Raw genomic sequence first — 15,803 nt, 5'->3', positions numbered from 1 at the left:
TGGAGGTCGCCGAACTGGTGGCGCAAGGCCTGTCCAACCGGGAGATCTCACAACGCCTCGTCATCTCCAAGCGCACCGCGGACGCCCACGTCGAACACATCCTCTCCAAGCTCGGCTTCTCCTCCCGCCTGGAGATCGCCGCCCTGCTCGGCTCCGCCGCCGAGGACGCCGCAGAAGACACGCACAGGTAGGGGGCGATGCCATGACGTTCGGCTTCAGGAGCGGGCGGCTGCCCGCCGAAGTGACGAGCTTCGTCGGGCGTACGGCCGAACTCGCGTCCGTACGGCGGCTGCTGGGGCGCTCCCGGCTGGTCACCCTCACCGGTCCCGGCGGCGTCGGCAAGACCCGGATCGCGCTGCGGGCCGCGTCCCAGGTCAAGGGCGACTACGCGGACGGCGTGCGGCTCGTGCAGCTGTCCGGGCTACGGGACGCCGAGCTGCTGCCGCACACCGTCGCCGGCGCGCTGGGGCTCGCCGGGAACGATCCCCGCCCCGCCCTCGACGCGCTGCTGGAAGCCCTGGCGGACCGGGAGCACTTGCTCGTGCTGGACACGTGCGAGCACCTGCTGGACGCGGTCGCGCTGCTCGCCGACGTGCTGCTGCCCACCGCCCCGCGGCTGCACATCCTGGCCACCTCCCGGCAGCCGCTCGACGTGCCGGGCGAGCACCTCTACGCCGTCCAGCCGCTGTCGGTGCCCGACCCCGGCGAATCCGGCCACCGCCCCGGTTCCGCGTCCTCGGACGCGCTGGCGCTGTTCACCCAGCGCGCGGCCGCCGCCGCCCCCGGCTTCGAGATCACCGACGGCAATCGCGAGCAGGCCCTCACCCTCATCCGCCGCCTCGACGGCATCCCGCTGGGCATCGAGCTGGCGGCCGTACGGCTGCGCGCCCTCACCCTCGACCAGCTGGCCCAGCATCTGTCCGACGCCTACGACGTCTTGGAGGCCGGCCGCTCCGTCCCCGAGCCCCGCCACCGCACCCTGCGCACGCTGATCGGCTGGAGCCACGAGCTGTGCACCCCGCAGGAACGTCTGCTCTGGGCCCGCCTCTCGGTCTTCGCCGGCGGCTTCGACCTCGCCGCCGCCGAAGCCGTCTGCGCCGACGCCGAACTCCCGGTCGCGAACGTACTCCCGCTGCTGATCAGCCTCGTCGACAAGTCGGTGGTGCTGCGCGCCGACGGCCCCGGCGGCCCGCGCGACGAGGCGCGCTACCGGCTGCTGGACACCATCCGCGAATACGGCGCCGACTGGCTGGACTCCCTCGGCGAGACCACCGCGTGCCGGGCCCGGCACGTCGCCCACTACCACCGCCTGCTCAGCCACTTCGCCGACCGGTTCTTCACCTCGGAACAGCTGCGGCTCGCCCGCGCCCTCGCGCCCGACGGCGACAATCTGCGCGCCGCGCTGGGATACGCGCTGCAGGATCCGGACACCGCGGGCTCCCCGCTGTCGCTGACCGCCGTCATGTGGTCGTACTGGGCCACCGAGGCCCGTATCGGCGAGGCCGACTACTGGATGGCGAAGGCGCTGGCGAGAGCCTCGGAGCCCGCCGCGCACCGGGCGACCACGCTGATCTGGCGGGCCGACTTCGGCCGCTACCAGGGGCGTCAGGCGCAGTGCTTGCCCTGGGTGCTGGAGGCCTGCAAGACCGCCGACGAGCTCGGCGACCCGCGGCTGGTCGCCCAGGCCCTGCGCATCAGCGCCGGCGTGCACAACTGGCTGGGCGACGAGTCCAGTGCGATGGCCGCCCTCACCGCGGCCGAGCCGCTGCTGGCGGCGCACGGCGCCCGCGCCGATCTGATCCAGCACCACTACATCAAGGGCTCGGCCCTTTTGTTCTGCACCCGCCGCCCGGATCTGGCCATGGTCGAACTCGACGCGGCCCTGCGGCTGTGCACCGAGGAGCCCGAGGAATGCTGGGCCCAGGGGTACGCGTCGCTGCTGCGCACGATGGCGCTCGTGCTGCTCGGCAGGCCCGCCGAGGCGGTCGCCGAAGCCCGCCGCTGCGCCGCGCTCAAGGGCGCGCTCGGCGACACCGTGGGCATCGCCGGAGCGGTGGAGATGGCCGGATGGGCGGAGGCCGGACAGGGCAGGCACCGGCGCGCCTCCCGGCTGATCGGCGCGGCGGCAGCCCAGTGGCGGCGCCTCGGCTCAGAACCCGTGAGCGGCCAGCAGGCCGCCCTCGCCATGCGGGAGCGGACGATCGGGCAGATCCAAGAAGCCATCGGCGAGAAGGAGTTCACCCGGCTCTTCACCGAGGGCGAGACGCTCGGCCAGGACCAGGCCCTGGCCTTCACCGCGGCCGGCACCGACGCCCCGCAGGCGCTGCCCCGCCGCCGCGCCGCGGGCACCCCGGCCGCCGCACCCGCCACCGGCACCCCCGTCGACGCCCTCACCCGCCGCGAGCTGGAGGTCGCCGAACTGGTGGCGCAAGGCCTGTCCAACCGGGAGATCTCACAACGCCTCGTCATCTCCAAGCGCACCGCGGACGCCCACGTCGAACACATCCTCTCCAAGCTCGGCTTCTCCTCCCGGCTGGAAATCGCCGCTCTGCTCGGCTCCGCCGACGAGGAGTCAGCGGAAGATACGCATACCTAGGGGTACCTAACCGGAGCGGCTGACCGATGCCGCGGACCCACGTCCGGAGCGATCCTCTCCGCATAGACCCCGCCAACGGCGGGATGGATCAGGGAGCTTCGGATGCTGGTGAGCCGGAAGAAGGAGTGCGCACATCTGGTGCGACTGCTGCGGGCGGGCCCGCAGGTACTCGTCGTGGGCCCCGCCGGCTGCGGAAAGAGCGCGGTGGCCGCCGCGGCGGCCCAGGACATGGGCGGTGCGGTGGTACGGGCGGACCTGTCCCAGGTCGCCGACCCGGCGGGACTCGTGCACGCGGTCAACCGGGTCCTCGGCCCGCTGGGCCGGGACGCGCACCGGCCGGATGTGCTGATCGCCGAGGACTGCGAGCGGCTGACCCCGGGGTGCACGGACGCCCTCACGGCCGTCACCGTGGAGCGGCACGGCCTGCGGGTGGTGGCGACCAGCAGGCGCCGGCTGCCGGGCATGCTGACGATGCAGCTCGACCCGCTGCCGCCCGCCGCGGCCGCCGCCTTCTTCGCACGGGCGGCCGAGCGGCACGGCGCGCCGGTGGCCGCGACAGAGGCGGCCCGCACGGCCGTCGACGAGGTGTGCACGCTGCTGGACGGCCGGCCGCTGGCCCTCAACATCGCCGCCGCCCAGCTGCGCCGGCACCCGCTGCCCGAATTGCCGCGCCGGCTGCTGGCCGACCATGCCGCCTGCCTCGACCTGGCGGACGACCGCACCGGCCCCGCCCCGCCACCGCCGCACCACCGGAGCCTGCGCCGCGCCATCACCGTCAGCCACCGGCTGTGCTCGCGGTCCGAGCGGCGGCTGTGGGCCCGGCTCAGCGTCTTCCCGCGGGAGTTCACCGTGCCCGCGGCCTGGCGGGTCTGCGCCGACGAGCGGCTGACCGGGGCGGTCCTGCTGCAGGCCCTGCGCGGCCTGCAGCGGGACTCGGTGGTCGAGCCCGTACCGGACGGGGTGCCGGGGACGCGCTACCGGCTGCCGCCGCTGGAGCGGGCGTACGGAGCGGACCGCCTGGCGCGCACGGACGAGGAGTCCGAGCTGCGCCGGCGGTGCAAGGAGTGGTCGGTCACAGCGCGGTCATGACGTGCTTCACGCGGGTGTAGTCGTCGAAGCCGTACGCCGAGAGGTCCTTGCCGTACCCCGACTTCTTGAAGCCGCCGTGCGGCATCTCGGCGACCAGCGGGATGTGGGTGTTGATCCACACGCAGCCGAAGTCGAGGGCCTTGGACATCCGCATCGCGCGGCCGTGGTCCTTCGTCCACACGGATGAGGCCAGCGCGTAGTCCACGCCGTTGGACCACTCGGTGGCCTGCGCCTCGTCGCGGAAGGACTGGACGGTGATGACCGGGCCGAAGACCTCGTTCTGGATGATCTCGTCGTCCTGTTTGAGGCCCGAGACCACGGTCGGGGCGTAGTAGTAGCCCTTCTCGCCGACCCGGTGGCCGCCCGCCTCGACCTTGGCGTTGGCCGGCAGCCGCTCGATGAAGCCGGCGACGCGCTCCAGCTGGCCCGCGTTGTTCAGCGGCCCGTACAGCGCGTCGTCCTCGCCCGCGCCGGTCTTGGTCTCGGCGGCGGCCTTGGCGAGCGCGGTGACGAACTCGTCGTGGATCGCCTCGTGCACGAGCACCCGGGTGGCGGCGGTGCAGTCCTGCCCGGCGTTGAAGAAGCCGGCGACCGAGATGTCCTCGACGGCCTTCGGGATGTCGGCGTCCTCGAAGACCACGACCGGCGCCTTGCCGCCGAGCTCCAGGTGCACCCGCTTCAGGTCCTTGGCCGCCGACGCCGCGACCTCGTGCCCGGCCCGTACGGACCCGGTGATGGAGGCCATCGCGGGGACGGGGTGCTCGACCATGAGGCGGCCGGTGTCGCGGTCGCCGCAGACGACGTTGAAGACGCCCTTGGGGACGATCGAGCCGATGATGTCGGCGAGCACCAGGGCGGTGGAGGCCGGGGTGGTGTCGGACGGCTTCAGCACCACCGTGTTGCCCGCGGCCAGCGCCGGGGCGAACTTCCACACGGCCATCATCATCGGGTAGTTCCACGGTGCGACCTGCGCGCAGACGCCGATCGGCTCGCGGCGGACGAAGGACGTGAGGCCGTCCATGTACTCACCCGCGGACTTGCCCTCGAGCATCCGGGCGGCGCCCGCGAAGAAGCGGATCTGGTCCAGCATCATCGGGAGCTCTTCCTCGCGGGTGAGCTCCAGCGGCTTGCCGGTGTCGCGGCACTCGGTCTCGAGCAGCTCGTCGGCGCGCGCCTCGATCGCATCCGCGATCTTCAGCAGCGCCAGCTGCCGGGTGCCCGGGGTGGCGTCGCGCCAGCCGGGGAAGGCGGCCTTGGCCGCTTCCATGGCGGCGTCGACGTCGGCGGCGCCGGACAGCGGCGAGGTGGCGTACACCTCTCCGGTCGTCGGGTCGACCACATCGAGGGTGCGCCCGTCGGCGGCGTCCTTGAACTCCCCGGCGATGTAGTTGCGCAGGCGGCGCGGCTCGGTCACTTCCGACCCCTCCAAGGTTTGTGTCGGCTTGTTGTGGCTCACCCTAGCCGCCGGACGATCTCCCGTCACCAGGCGATTTCGCCGGAAGATCTCCACAGGCCAGGTTCACCTTCGTACGACCCCCAGCATACGGATTCCATCGAAAAGTGTTGCCCCAACGACGAATTCAGTGTCAAAGTACGGTCGTGGCTAACAAGGACACGAACCAGCGGCACTCATCGATCGACGACGTATCGCGGGCGATCATCGAGCAGCTCCAGGAGGACGGCCGCCGCCCGTACGCCGCGATCGGCAAGGCCGTGGGTCTGTCCGAGGCCGCCGTCCGGCAGCGGGTGCAGAAGCTGCTGGAGCAGGGCGTGATGCAGATCGTCGCCGTCACCGATCCCCTCACCGTCGGCTTTATGCGCCAGGCGATGATCGGGATCACCGCGGAGGGCGACGTGGAGCAGATCGCCGACGCGCTCGCCGAGATCGACGAGTGCGAGTACGTCGTCGTCACCGCGGGCTCCTTCGACCTCCTGGTCGAGGTGGTCACGCACGACGACGAGCACCTGCTCGAGCTGCTCAACAAGCGCATCCGCGCGCTGCCGGGCGTCCGCACCACCGAGAGCTTCGTCTATCTCAAGCTGCGCAAGCAGACCTACGCGTGGGGAGCCGATAACCGTGGGCACTGATTCTTCGAAGACTGCCTACGACCATCTCTGGATGCACTTCACCCGCATGTCGTCGTACCGGGACAACCCGGTCCCGACGATCGTGCGCGGCGAAGGCGCCTACATCTACGACGACACCGGAAAGCGCTACCTCGACGGCCTCTCAGGCCTGTTCGTGGTCAACGCGGGCCACGGCCGCGCCGAGCTCGCCGAGACCGCGGCGAAGCAGGCGCAGCAGCTGGCGTACTTCCCGATCTGGTCGTACGCCCACCCGTCCGCGATCGACCTCGCCGAGCGGCTGGCGGGCTACGCGCCCGGCGACCTGAACAAGGTCTTCTTCACCACCGGCGGCGGCGAGGCCGTCGAGACCGCCTGGAAGCTCGCCAAGCAGTACTTCAAGCTGGTCGGCAAGCCCGGCAAGCACAAGGTGATCTCCCGCGCGGTGGCGTACCACGGCACCCCGCAGGGCGCCCTGTCCATCACCGGCCTGCCGGCCCTGAAGGCCCCCTTCGAGCCGCTGGTCCCGGGCGCCCACAAGGTCCCGAACACCAACATCTACCGGGCCCCCGAGCACGGCGACGACCCGGAGGCCTTCGGCCGCTGGGCCGCGGACCGGATCGAGGAGGCCATCCTCTTCGAGGGCCCGGACACGGTCGCCGCGGTCTTCCTGGAGCCGGTGCAGAACGCCGGCGGCTGCTTCCCGCCGCCGCCCGGCTACTTCCAGCGGGTCCGCGAGATCTGCGACCGCCACGACGTGCTGCTGGTCTCGGACGAGGTCATCTGCGCCTTCGGCCGGCTCGGCCATATGTTCGGCTGCGACAAGTTCGGCTACGTGCCGGACATGATCACCTGCGCCAAGGGCATGACCTCGGGCTACTCCCCCATCGGCGCCTGCATCGTCTCGGACCGGATCGCCGCCCCGTTCTACGAGGACGGGAACAGCTTCCCGCACGGCTACACCTTCGGCGGCCACCCGGTCTCCGCGGCGGTGGCCCTGACCAACCTGGACATCTTCGAGCGCGAGGGCCTCAACGCCCGCGTCCTGGAGCAGGAGAAGTCCTTCTACGGCACCCTGCAGAAGCTGCAGGACCTGCCGATCGTCGGCGACGTCCGCGGCGACGGCTACTTCTACGGCATCGAGCTGGTCAAGGACAAGGCGACCAAGGAGACCTTCACCGACGAGGAGTGCGAGCGCATCCTATACGGCCACGTCTCCAAGGAGCTCTACGCGAACGGCCTCTACTGCCGCGCCGACGACCGCGGCGACCCGGTCGTCCAGCTGGCCCCGCCGCTGATCTCGGGGCAGGAGCAGTTCGACGAGGCCGAGCAGATCCTCCGCAGTGTCCTGACGGAGGCGTGGCAGAAGCTGTAGCCGTAGCCCGTACGAGCGCACTACCGGGCGAGTCCCCGCCCGGCGCACTCCGGCCTTCTTATCGTGCGAAGTGACCGAATCACTCCGCCGTCGTTCACCGGACAAGGTGAACTACCCAGGTAAGACGAGGTGCGCGCGATGCTCGGCGAAGCTGATCCGCCGGACGGGGACCTGCTCGGGGGCAGGGGCCTGCATTACTCCCACGGTCCGACCCCCGCGCTCGTCGGGGTTTCGGTGGGCGCGGCCGCGAAGGAGATCCTCGCGGTCACCGGGCCGCGCGGCAGCGGCAAGACGACGCTGCTGCGCTGCCTGTCCGGGCAGCTGACGCCGGACGAGGGCCAGGTCCGCTACGACGACTTCGACGTCTACGCGCTCCCGGTCGCCCGCCGGGAGCGGATGCGGCTTGAGCACTTCGGCTGGATCGACCCGAAGCCCGAGCTGGTCCCCGAGCTCTCCGTCTGGGAGAACGCCGCGCTGCCGCTGCTGCTCGCCGGCGCCACCCACCGCGAGGCCAAGCGCCGGGCCGGCGAGTGGCTGGACCGGCTGGACGCCGGCGACCTGGGCCGTGCGCGCCCGCGCGCGCTCACCGCGGCGCAGGCCCAGCGCGTGTGCATCGCGCGGGCGCTGGTCATGGAGCCCGCGGTGCTCTTCGCCGACGAGCCGACCGCGGCGCTGCACCGGGCGGAGGGCGTCCGGGTGCTGCGCACGCTGGTGGCGGCGGCCCGCTCGCACTCCATCACGACGGTGCTGGCCAGCCATGACGCGGAGGCGCACGAGCTGGCCGACCGGACGGTGACGCTGGTCGACGGGCGGCGTACCGGACCGGGGGTGCCGACGCCGGCGGAGTCGGCGGAGGGGGCGGCGGAGGACTCGACCGGGGGCTCATCCGAGACGGAGGACTCGTGCTCGCTCTCCGTCTAGCCCGCGGCGCCCGACCCCTGGCCGCGCTGCGCAGACTGATGGTCGCCTGCGCGTCCGCCGGGGTCGGCTTCCTGCTTCTGACGGCCCTCGGCCATGCCTCGGTGCCCCAACTCCTCTGGTGTGCGGTGCCGATACTGGCCACCGTGCACCTGGCGGTGGCCGTCGCCCGTACGGACCCCAGCGCCCGGCCCTCCCCCGGGCTCGCGTCGGCGGGCTTCGGCCCGGTGCGGGTGCCGCTGCTCGCGGCGCTGTCGACGGCGCTGACCTGCCTCTTCGGCAGCGCGATCGCGCTGCTCGCCTTTCTGCACCTGCGCGGCGGCGTCGCGCTGCTCAGCCGGCTGCCGTACGCGGGCGAGGCCGCCCGGCTGCTCGGCGGCAACGCCGTCGCCGTACCGCCGGTCGGCGCGCTGACCCTGCTGATCAGCCTGCCGCTGGTGGCCGCCGCGGCGAGCGCGCTCAGCCTGCGCCCGCGCCGTGCCCTGCCGGGCAGCGCCGCGGAGTCGGCGGCAGCGGAGGCCGCGGCGCGGCTGACGACGCCGCGCGGTCTCGCCGCAGGGCCCGGCGTCCCGGCCCCGTCCGACCTCCCCTGGGGCACGGCGCTGGTGGCGACGGGCCTCGCCCTCGGCGCGTACGCGGGCGAATTCGCCGACCAGGGCAAGCTGATGAAGCTCACCCTCCCCTTCGGCATCGGCCACGCCTCACCCCCGGTCGTGGCGAGCTGGGCCGTGATCGCCATCGGCCTGGTCCTGGCCGGCCCCGGCATCACCCACCTCTGCGGCCGCCTCCTCTCCGCCTTGCGCCCCGGCCCCCTCCGCCTCCTCGCAGGAAGGGTCCTGCAGGAGGAAGCCCGCCGAGTGGGCCGCCCCCTGGGCGCCCTGTGCGCGGTCCTGGCAGGCGTTTTGGTCGCCCTGACCCTGCACGAGCCGGCGTCGGCGGGCCGGATGGCCCTGGGCCCGATCACGGCGCTGGGCGCGGTGCTGGTGGTGTCCTGCGCGGTAGCCACGGTGGTAACAGCGGCCCTGGAAACGAAGAAGGCCCGCGAACACACCACGGCCGCCCTGCTCCGCCTCGGCGCCTCCCCGCACGTCCTCCGCGGCGCAGCCGCCCTCCGCGCAGGCGCCCTGCTCGCCGCCTTCGCCCCGCTCTCCGCCCTGGTCGCCCAACTGGCAGCTCTGCCGCTGCGCTGAAGCGCGCAGCCGCCCGCCCAACCCGCACCGAGGCCGACCCTCCGCGCCCGGATTCCCGCCACCGTAAGGTGGCACCGTGCCTAATTCACCGGACGAGATCGAGACCCTCGACGAATTCGACCAGGTCATCACCGGCCGCTCCCTCCGCGGCTTCCGCCTCCAGGGCCTCGACCTCACCAACCGCACCGACGAGCTGCTGACCGCCGACGCAGCCGACGCCGTCTTCCTCGGCTGCCGCCTCATGCCGAAGGCCGCCGCCCACATCCGCGCCCAGGGCGCCCTCGTCTTCCCGCCGGTCCCGCACCTGCCCTTCGACCCGTATCGCGGGCTGCTCTACACCCCCGAAGAGCTCTTCGCCGGCCTCGGCACCGGATACGGCTCGACGCCTGACTCGCTCTCGTACTCCTGGTTCCAGCAGACCAAGCACGACGGCGACATCCTCGCGTCGATGCTGCGCTCCATCCACGACGACCACATGTCCGACGCGCTCGACGAACTCCTCGTCGGCAAGCACGTCGTCGGCGTCATGGGCGGCCACGCCCTCAAGCGCGGCACCGAGGCCTACGCCGCCGCCGTCCGCCTCGGCCGGCAGCTCGCCCGCGAGGGCTACACCGTCGCCACCGGCGGCGGCCCGGGCGCGATGGAGGCCGCGAACCTCGGCGCGTACGCCGCCCCCTTCGACGACGACATGCTCGACGAGGCCCTCGCGCTCGTCGGCAAGGTGCCGTCCTTCGAGCCGAGCGTCAGCGACTGGGCGCACGCCGCCTTCGCCGTCCGCGAGCGCTGGCCCGGCGGCGGCGATTCGGTCGGCATCCCGACCTGGTTCTACGGACATGAGCCGCCGAACGCGTTCGCGGGCCACATCGCCAAGTACTTCGCCAACGCCATCCGCGAGGACGGCCTGCTGGCCCGCTCGAACGCCGCCGTGGTCTACCTCCCCGGCGCCGCCGGCACCGTCCAGGAGATCTTCGACGCGGCCACCCCCAACTACTACGAGTCCCGCGGCGAGCCCGTCCCCATGATCCTCGTCGACCGCGAGCACTGGACCGAGCGCCTGCCCGCGTGGCAGTTGCTCACCTCGCTGGCCCGCGGCCGCTCGCTGGAGCGGCGGATCGCGCTGGTGGACGAGGTGGGCGAGGTCCCGGCGGCGCTGGCGCGGATCTCGGCGGCGGGCTGAGCGTCACCGCCGAGGTCCGGCCGCTCCCGTCGTACCAGCCCCCGCACCGTCGCAAAACCGGCCACAAGACCGAAGACCACCGCCCAGCTCACCCCCGCCGCCGCGGACTCGAACCACAGCAGCAGCATGACCGCCCCCACCGCCAGCACCGCCTTCGCGGCGGCCGGCAGCAGCCCTGACATCGCGGTAGCGCGCATGGTCCCGGTCCTTCCTTCGGCTCCGGCCGAAAGCATGGGGCATCGGGGTGTTCCTTTTTGTTAAGCCGTACGGGCCACAGGGCGCGCCTCGCCCGCCTTCGCCGCCGCACGCCCCGCCGCCGGCAGGCACACCGTCACCACCAGCCCCCCGCCGGCCCGCGGCAGCGCCGTCACCTCGCCGTCGTGGGCCCGCGCCACCGACCGTACGATCGACAGGCCGAGCCCCGCCCCCTTCGTCATCAGCGGCCGGTCGGGCGCCAGCCGCCGGAAGGGCTCGAAGAGCGCCGGCACCTCGTAAGGCGGCACCACCGGGCCGGAGTTGGCGACCCGCAGCTCCGCACTGCCGTCCGCACCGACGGCGGTCGTCACCTCGACCCAGCCGCCGTCGGCGGCGTTGTGCCGGATGCCGTTCTCGACGAGGTTGTACACCAGCCGCTCGAGCAGCAGCGCGTCGCCCGTGGTCAGCGCCTCGCCCGCCGACGCCGTGACCGTGACGCCCACCGCCCGCGCCTCGGCGGCGACCTGCCCCGCGACGTGGTCCGCCACATCCGCGAGGTCGACCGGGCGGCGCTCGGTGACCTCGTTCTCCGAGGTGGCCAGGAGCAGCAGGCCGGTGATCAGCCGCTCGTGCCGGGTGTTGATCTGCATCAGGCCCTCGCCGAGCTGCTTCACGTCGTCGGAGGCCTGCTTGCGGTTCATCGCCAGCTCCACCATCGCGCGGCCGACGGTGAGCGGGGTGCGCAGCTCGTGCGAAGCGTTGGCGATGAAGCGGCGCTGCCCGTCGAAGGAGTGGTCGAGCCGCTCCACCATGGTGTCGAAGGAGTCGGCGAGCTCCTTGACCTCGTCCTTCGGGCCGTTGAGCGCGATACGTTCGTGCAGCCCCCGATCGGCGGCGGGGGCTGCGGCTATCCGGCGGGCCGTCTCCGTAACCCGGTGCATGGGCGCCAGGACGCGGCCCGCCACCAGCCAGCCGAAGCCGGCCGCGGCGGCGCCGACGACCAGCAGGGCGAGGCCGCCCTGGGTCATGAGGGAGGTGGCCGCGGCGTCGAGGACGTCGTCGCGGGTCTGCTCGACGACCTCGCTCTTGAAGGCCTTCACCGTGGGTCCCTCGGGCGGTTCGCCCGAGGGACCGATGCGCGTGGACTCGACCGACCCCGCCTTGCCGGCCTCCATCTGCTGGCTGAACAGCGCGTAGGTGACGCCGAGCAGCACGACCCCGGCGGCCAGGAAAAGACCGCCGTAGATCAGCGTCAGCCGGGTGCGCAGGCTCATGCGATCCGGTACCCCACTCCCGTGACGGTCTCGACCACCGGCGGCTCGCCCAGCTTGCGGCGCAGCTTGAGCACCGCGAGCCGGACGGCGCCGGTGAAGGGGTCGGCGTGCTCGTCCCACGCCTTCTCCAGCAGCTGCTCCGCCGACACCGCGGCGCCCGCGGCCCGCAGCAGCTCGGTGAGGACGGCGAACTCCTTGCGCGACAGCGGTACATACGCCCCGTCGCGGAACACCTCCCGGCGGGCCGGGTCGAGCGTGATGCCCGCGCGGGCGAGCACCGGCGGCGCGGCCGGGCGGGCGCGCCGGCCGAGGGCCAGGACGCGGGCGGCGAGTTCGGGGAAGGCGAAGGGCTTGGTCAGGTAGTCGTCCGCGCCCAGCGTCAGCCCCGCCACCCGGTCGGTGACCGCGGCCGCGGCGGTCAGCATCAGCACCCGCGCATCCGCACCGGCGGCGCCCAGCTCGCGGCACACCTCGTCGCCGTGCACACCGGGCAGGTCGCGGTCCAGGACGACGACGTCGTAGTCGTTGACCCCGGTATGTTCCAGGGCCGCCGTCCCGTCGTACGCGACGTCCACGGCATGCGTCTCCTCGCGCAGCCACTCCGCGATCGCGTCGGCGAGCAGCGGCTCGTCCTCCACCACCAGCACCCGCATCGTCGGCCCCCTCCTCTTCGGGGACATGGTGCCGGAGCGGTTGTTTCCCCGGCGTTAGGGCCTGTCCGGCCGGGACGGAAACGGCCGGGAAACGGGGCGCGGCGTTGCATCGGCTCGTACGCGAGACGAAGGAGCTGAAGCGATGACCGCGTGGAGAACGTCCGGTGCGCTGCTCGCCCTGGCCGTGGTGGTGGCCGGGTGCGGCGGCGGAGGTGGTGACAAGGACGGCGTGGCCTCGGCCGGCGACGGCAAGGGAGGCGCGAGCGCCTCCCCGAGCATGGACAAGGGCGAGATGGCGATGGCCTTCGCCAAGTGCCTGCGCAAGCACGGCCTCGACGTCAAGGACCCGAAGGTGGGCAAGGGCGTGGAGCTCAACATCAACGCCGGCCCCGGCAGCGGCCTCACCAAGAAGGAGGTCGACAAGGCGATGGCGGCCTGCCGCAAGTACGACCCGGGCGTCCAGGGCGGGAACCGCAAGCCGGATCCCAAGGTGGAGGCGAAGATGCGCAAGTACTCCCAGTGCATGCGCAAGAACGGCGTCGAGGACTTCCCCGACCCGGACGGCAACGGCCTGCGCCTGGACGGAAAGATCATGGAGGACCCGGACTTCAAGTCCGCCGAGAAGAAGTGCGACCACCTGCAGGGCAAGGGCGGCAGCCTGAAATCGGAGAAGGGCTGATGGCCGGCCCCGCGGCCAAGGCCGCGATGACGGCGGCGGTGCTGGTGACGGGCGGCGCCGTCACCGCCGCCACCCTCGGACTGGGCGGCAGCTCCCCCGGCACGGCGGGGACCGGGGACGCGCTGCCGCCCGCCACCGCCACGGTCGAACGGCAGACGCTGAAGGACACCGAGAGCGCGGACGGCGAACTCGGTTACGGCACCGCCACCGAGGCCGCCGCCCGCCGCCCCGGCACCCTCACGGCGGTGCCGGCGGCGGGCGACCGGGTGCGGCGCGGGCAGGCGCTGTTCCGGGCGGACGACGAGCCGGTGGTGCTGCTGTACGGGTCCACGCCCGCGTATCGCGCCCTGAAGGCGGGCAGCGAGGGCCGGGACGTCAAGCAGTTGGAGTCGAATCTGCGGGCGCTCGGCTATACGGGCTTCACGGTGGACGACGAGTACTCCGCGGCCACGGCCACGGCGGTGAAGTCGTGGCAGGAGGACCTCGGGCTGACGGAGACCGGGGCGGTGGAGCTGGGCCGGGTGGTGTTCGCGCCCGGCCAGGTCCGGATCGACAGCGTGGCGGGCGCGGCCGGCGAGGCCGCCTCGCCCGGCCAGAAGGTGCTGTCGTACACCGGCACCGCGAAGGCCGTCACCGTCGAGCTGGACACCGACGACCAGCGGCTGGCGAAGAAGGGCGCCGAGGTGGAGGTGCGGCTGCCGGACGGCCGGACGGTCACCGGGAAGATCGCGAAGGTGTCGACGGTGCTGGAGCCGGGGCGGGGCGACGAACCCGCGGAGACGAAGGTGAACGTGGAGGTCGCGCTGCCGGGCAAGGCGGCCCGTAAGGCGGCCTCCGCATATGAACAGGCGGCGGTGGACGTCTCCTTCACAGCCGGCACCCGCAAGAACGTCCTCACCGTGCCGGTCGCGGCGCTGGTCGCGCTGGCGGAGGGCGGCTTCGGTCTTGAGGTCGTCAAGGGCGGCACGTCGCGCTATGTGGAGGTCACGCCGGGCCTGTTCGCGGACGGCCGGGTGGAGATATCCGGGGGCGGCGTCTCCGCGGGCACGAAGGTGGGGATGCCGACGTGATCGCGCTGACGGACGTGACGAAGACGTATCCCGGCGGGGTGACGGCGCTCGATGCCGTATCGCTGGAGATCGAGCGTGGCGAACTGGTCGGCATCACCGGCCCGTCGGGATCGGGCAAGTCGACGATGCTGCATGTGCTGGGGACGCTGGACCGGCCGTCCGCGGGCCGGGTCCGGATCGAGGATTACGACATCGGGGCGCTGTCGGACGCGAAGCTGTCGGCGCTGCGGGCGCGGCGGATCGGGTTCGTGTTCCAGCAGTTCCACCTGGCGGCGGGGACATCGGCGGTCGACAACGTCGCCGACGGCCTGCTCTATACGGGCCTGCGCCCCGCGGAGCGGCGGCAGCGGGCGGAGAACGTGCTGCGGCGGGTCGGGCTCGGGACGCGGCTGGCGCACCGGCCGCATGAGCTGTCCGGCGGCGAGAAGCAACGGGTCGCGATCGCACGGGCGGTGGCCGGCGATCCGCCGCTGCTGCTCGCGGACGAGCCGACGGGGGCGCTGGACTCGGCGTCCGGCACCGAGGTGCTGGAGCTGCTGCTGGAGCTGCACGCCGGCGGCACGACGGTCGTGATCATCACGCATGAGCGGGAGCTGGCGGCGATGCTGCCGCGGCAGGTGCGGATGCGGGACGGGCGGGTGACGGACTGATGGCCGGGGTGGACATGAAGGCGCTGCGACCGGCGCGGCTGCGCCCCGCGGATGTGCTGAAGACCGGCGCGGTGGGGTTGCGCACGCGCCCGCTGCGGGCGGTGCTGTCGGCGCTCGGCATCGCGATCGGCATCGCGGCGATGGTGGCGGTGGTCGGCATCTCGTCCTCCTCCCGCGCCGACCTGGACCGGGCGCTGGACGCGCTGGGCACCAACTTGCTGACGGTGACGCCCGGTTCGCCCCTGGGCGGCGCTACGGCCCAGCTGCCGGCGCGGGCGGAGTCGATGGTGGGCCGGATCGGCCCGGTCCGCTCCGTATCGGCGGTGGGAAAGCTGGACGACGCGAACGTCTACCGCAACGACCGCATCCCGGAGGCGGAGACGGGCGGCATCACGGTGTACGCGGCACGCACGGACCTGCGCGCGGCGGTGGGCGCACGCCTGCGCTCGGGGACGTGGCTGAACGGCGCGACGGGCCGCTATCCGGCGGTGGTGCTGGGGGCGTCGGCGGCGGAGCGCCTTGGGGTGGGACGGGCTTCGAATGAACAGCGGGTACTGATCGACGGCGAATGGTTCACGGTGCTCGGCGTACTGGAAAAGGCCCCACTGGCCCCGGAGCTGGACACGGCGGCTCTGGTCGGCTGGCCGGCAGCAAAGGACCGCCTGGGCTTCGACGGCCACGCGACGACGATCTACACGCGCTCGACGGACACGGAGGTCCCGGCAGTCCAGTCAGTCCTGGGCGCGACAGCCAACCCGGAGGCCCCGAACGAGGTAGAGGTCTCACGCCCCTCGGACGCCCTGGCAGCAAAGAAGGCGGCGGGCGAGGCTTTCACGGGCCTGCTGCTGGGCCTGGGCGCGGTGGCCTTGCTGG

15 protein-coding genes are annotated in these 15,803 nt (G+C 72.8%); 12 read left to right on the top strand and 3 right to left on the bottom strand.

What is annotated here, in order from left to right; all coding sequences use genetic code 11:
• The 3 genes from G5C51_RS30995 to G5C51_RS30985 form a co-directional block, all read left to right on the top strand.
• A partial coding sequence (locus G5C51_RS30995) for a helix-turn-helix domain-containing protein (RefSeq protein ID WP_165242140.1) occupies positions 1–191 on the top strand: 191 nt, incomplete at its 5' end.
• A gap of 11 nt (positions 192–202) precedes the next feature.
• Positions 203–2,596, top strand: a complete 2,394-nt coding sequence (locus G5C51_RS30990) for an ATP-binding protein (RefSeq protein ID WP_165242138.1) — start codon at positions 203–205, stop codon at positions 2,594–2,596.
• Positions 2,597–2,698: 102 nt separating this feature from the next.
• The gene (locus G5C51_RS30985; protein ID WP_165242136.1) at positions 2,699–3,685 is read left to right on the top strand and encodes an AAA family ATPase; all 987 of its coding nucleotides are present in this window, start codon (positions 2,699–2,701) and stop codon (positions 3,683–3,685) included.
• Here the strand turns inward: G5C51_RS30985 and G5C51_RS30980 are convergent.
• A complete protein-coding gene (locus tag G5C51_RS30980) occupies positions 3,669–5,099 on the bottom strand; it encodes an aminobutyraldehyde dehydrogenase (RefSeq protein WP_165242134.1) in 1,431 nt (476 codons plus the stop codon). The genes G5C51_RS30985 and G5C51_RS30980 overlap by 17 nt on opposite strands.
• A gap of 185 nt (positions 5,100–5,284) precedes the next feature.
• Between G5C51_RS30980 and G5C51_RS30975 the strand changes: the two genes are divergently transcribed.
• From G5C51_RS30975 to G5C51_RS30955, 5 genes are all read left to right on the top strand, one after another.
• Entirely contained in the window at positions 5,285–5,773 is a 489-nt protein-coding gene (locus G5C51_RS30975; protein ID WP_338118368.1) for an Lrp/AsnC family transcriptional regulator, read from the top strand.
• A gap of 31 nt (positions 5,774–5,804) precedes the next feature.
• Positions 5,805–7,124: an aspartate aminotransferase family protein gene (locus G5C51_RS30970; protein ID WP_206314526.1), complete on the top strand. Its 1,320-nt coding sequence runs from the start codon at positions 5,805–5,807 to the stop codon at positions 7,122–7,124.
• A gap of 138 nt (positions 7,125–7,262) precedes the next feature.
• Complete coding sequence (locus G5C51_RS30965) at positions 7,263–8,045, top strand: ABC transporter ATP-binding protein (RefSeq protein ID WP_165242128.1); 783 nt, start codon at positions 7,263–7,265, stop codon at positions 8,043–8,045.
• A complete protein-coding gene (locus G5C51_RS30960; RefSeq protein WP_165242126.1) occupies positions 8,027–9,232 on the top strand; it encodes a hypothetical protein in 1,206 nt (401 codons plus the stop codon). Before G5C51_RS30965 ends, G5C51_RS30960 begins: the two co-directional genes overlap by 19 nt.
• Before the next feature lie 76 nt (positions 9,233–9,308).
• Positions 9,309–10,409 (top strand): SLOG cluster 4 domain-containing protein, encoded by a 1,101-nt coding sequence (locus tag G5C51_RS30955; protein ID WP_165242124.1) that lies wholly within the window; start codon positions 9,309–9,311, stop codon positions 10,407–10,409.
• Between the two features lie 257 nt (positions 10,410–10,666).
• Here the strand turns inward: G5C51_RS30955 and G5C51_RS30950 are convergent, their stop codons facing one another.
• Entirely contained in the window at positions 10,667–11,878 is a 1,212-nt protein-coding gene (locus G5C51_RS30950) for a sensor histidine kinase (protein ID WP_165242122.1), read from the bottom strand.
• Positions 11,875–12,531 (bottom strand): response regulator transcription factor, encoded by a 657-nt coding sequence (locus G5C51_RS30945; RefSeq protein ID WP_165242120.1) that lies wholly within the window; start codon positions 12,529–12,531, stop codon positions 11,875–11,877. The genes G5C51_RS30950 and G5C51_RS30945 overlap by 4 nt, the downstream gene beginning before the upstream one ends.
• 142 nt (positions 12,532–12,673) lie before the next feature.
• On the opposite strand from G5C51_RS30945, the gene G5C51_RS30940 reads away from it, so the two are divergent.
• From G5C51_RS30940 to G5C51_RS30925, 4 genes are all read left to right on the top strand, one after another.
• On the top strand, positions 12,674–13,210 hold the full coding sequence (locus G5C51_RS30940; RefSeq protein WP_165242118.1) for a hypothetical protein: 537 nt from the start codon (positions 12,674–12,676) through the stop codon (positions 13,208–13,210).
• On the top strand, positions 13,210–14,280 hold the full coding sequence (locus G5C51_RS30935; protein ID WP_165242116.1) for an efflux RND transporter periplasmic adaptor subunit: 1,071 nt from the start codon (positions 13,210–13,212) through the stop codon (positions 14,278–14,280). Before G5C51_RS30940 ends, G5C51_RS30935 begins: the two co-directional genes overlap by 1 nt.
• The gene (locus G5C51_RS30930) at positions 14,277–14,930 is read left to right on the top strand and encodes an ATP-binding cassette domain-containing protein (RefSeq protein ID WP_165242114.1); all 654 of its coding nucleotides are present in this window, start codon (positions 14,277–14,279) and stop codon (positions 14,928–14,930) included. Before G5C51_RS30935 ends, G5C51_RS30930 begins: the two co-directional genes overlap by 4 nt.
• Positions 14,930–15,803: ABC transporter permease (locus G5C51_RS30925; protein WP_420824876.1), on the top strand; the 874-nt coding region annotated here is incomplete at its 3' end. The genes G5C51_RS30930 and G5C51_RS30925, both read left to right, overlap by 1 nt.

Origin of the sequence: Streptomyces coryli, from assembly GCF_011044975.1 — a bacterium.
Lineage (GTDB): Bacteria > Actinomycetota > Actinomycetes > Streptomycetales > Streptomycetaceae > Streptomyces > Streptomyces coryli.
This window is presented reverse-complemented; position numbering and strand designations above follow the sequence as displayed.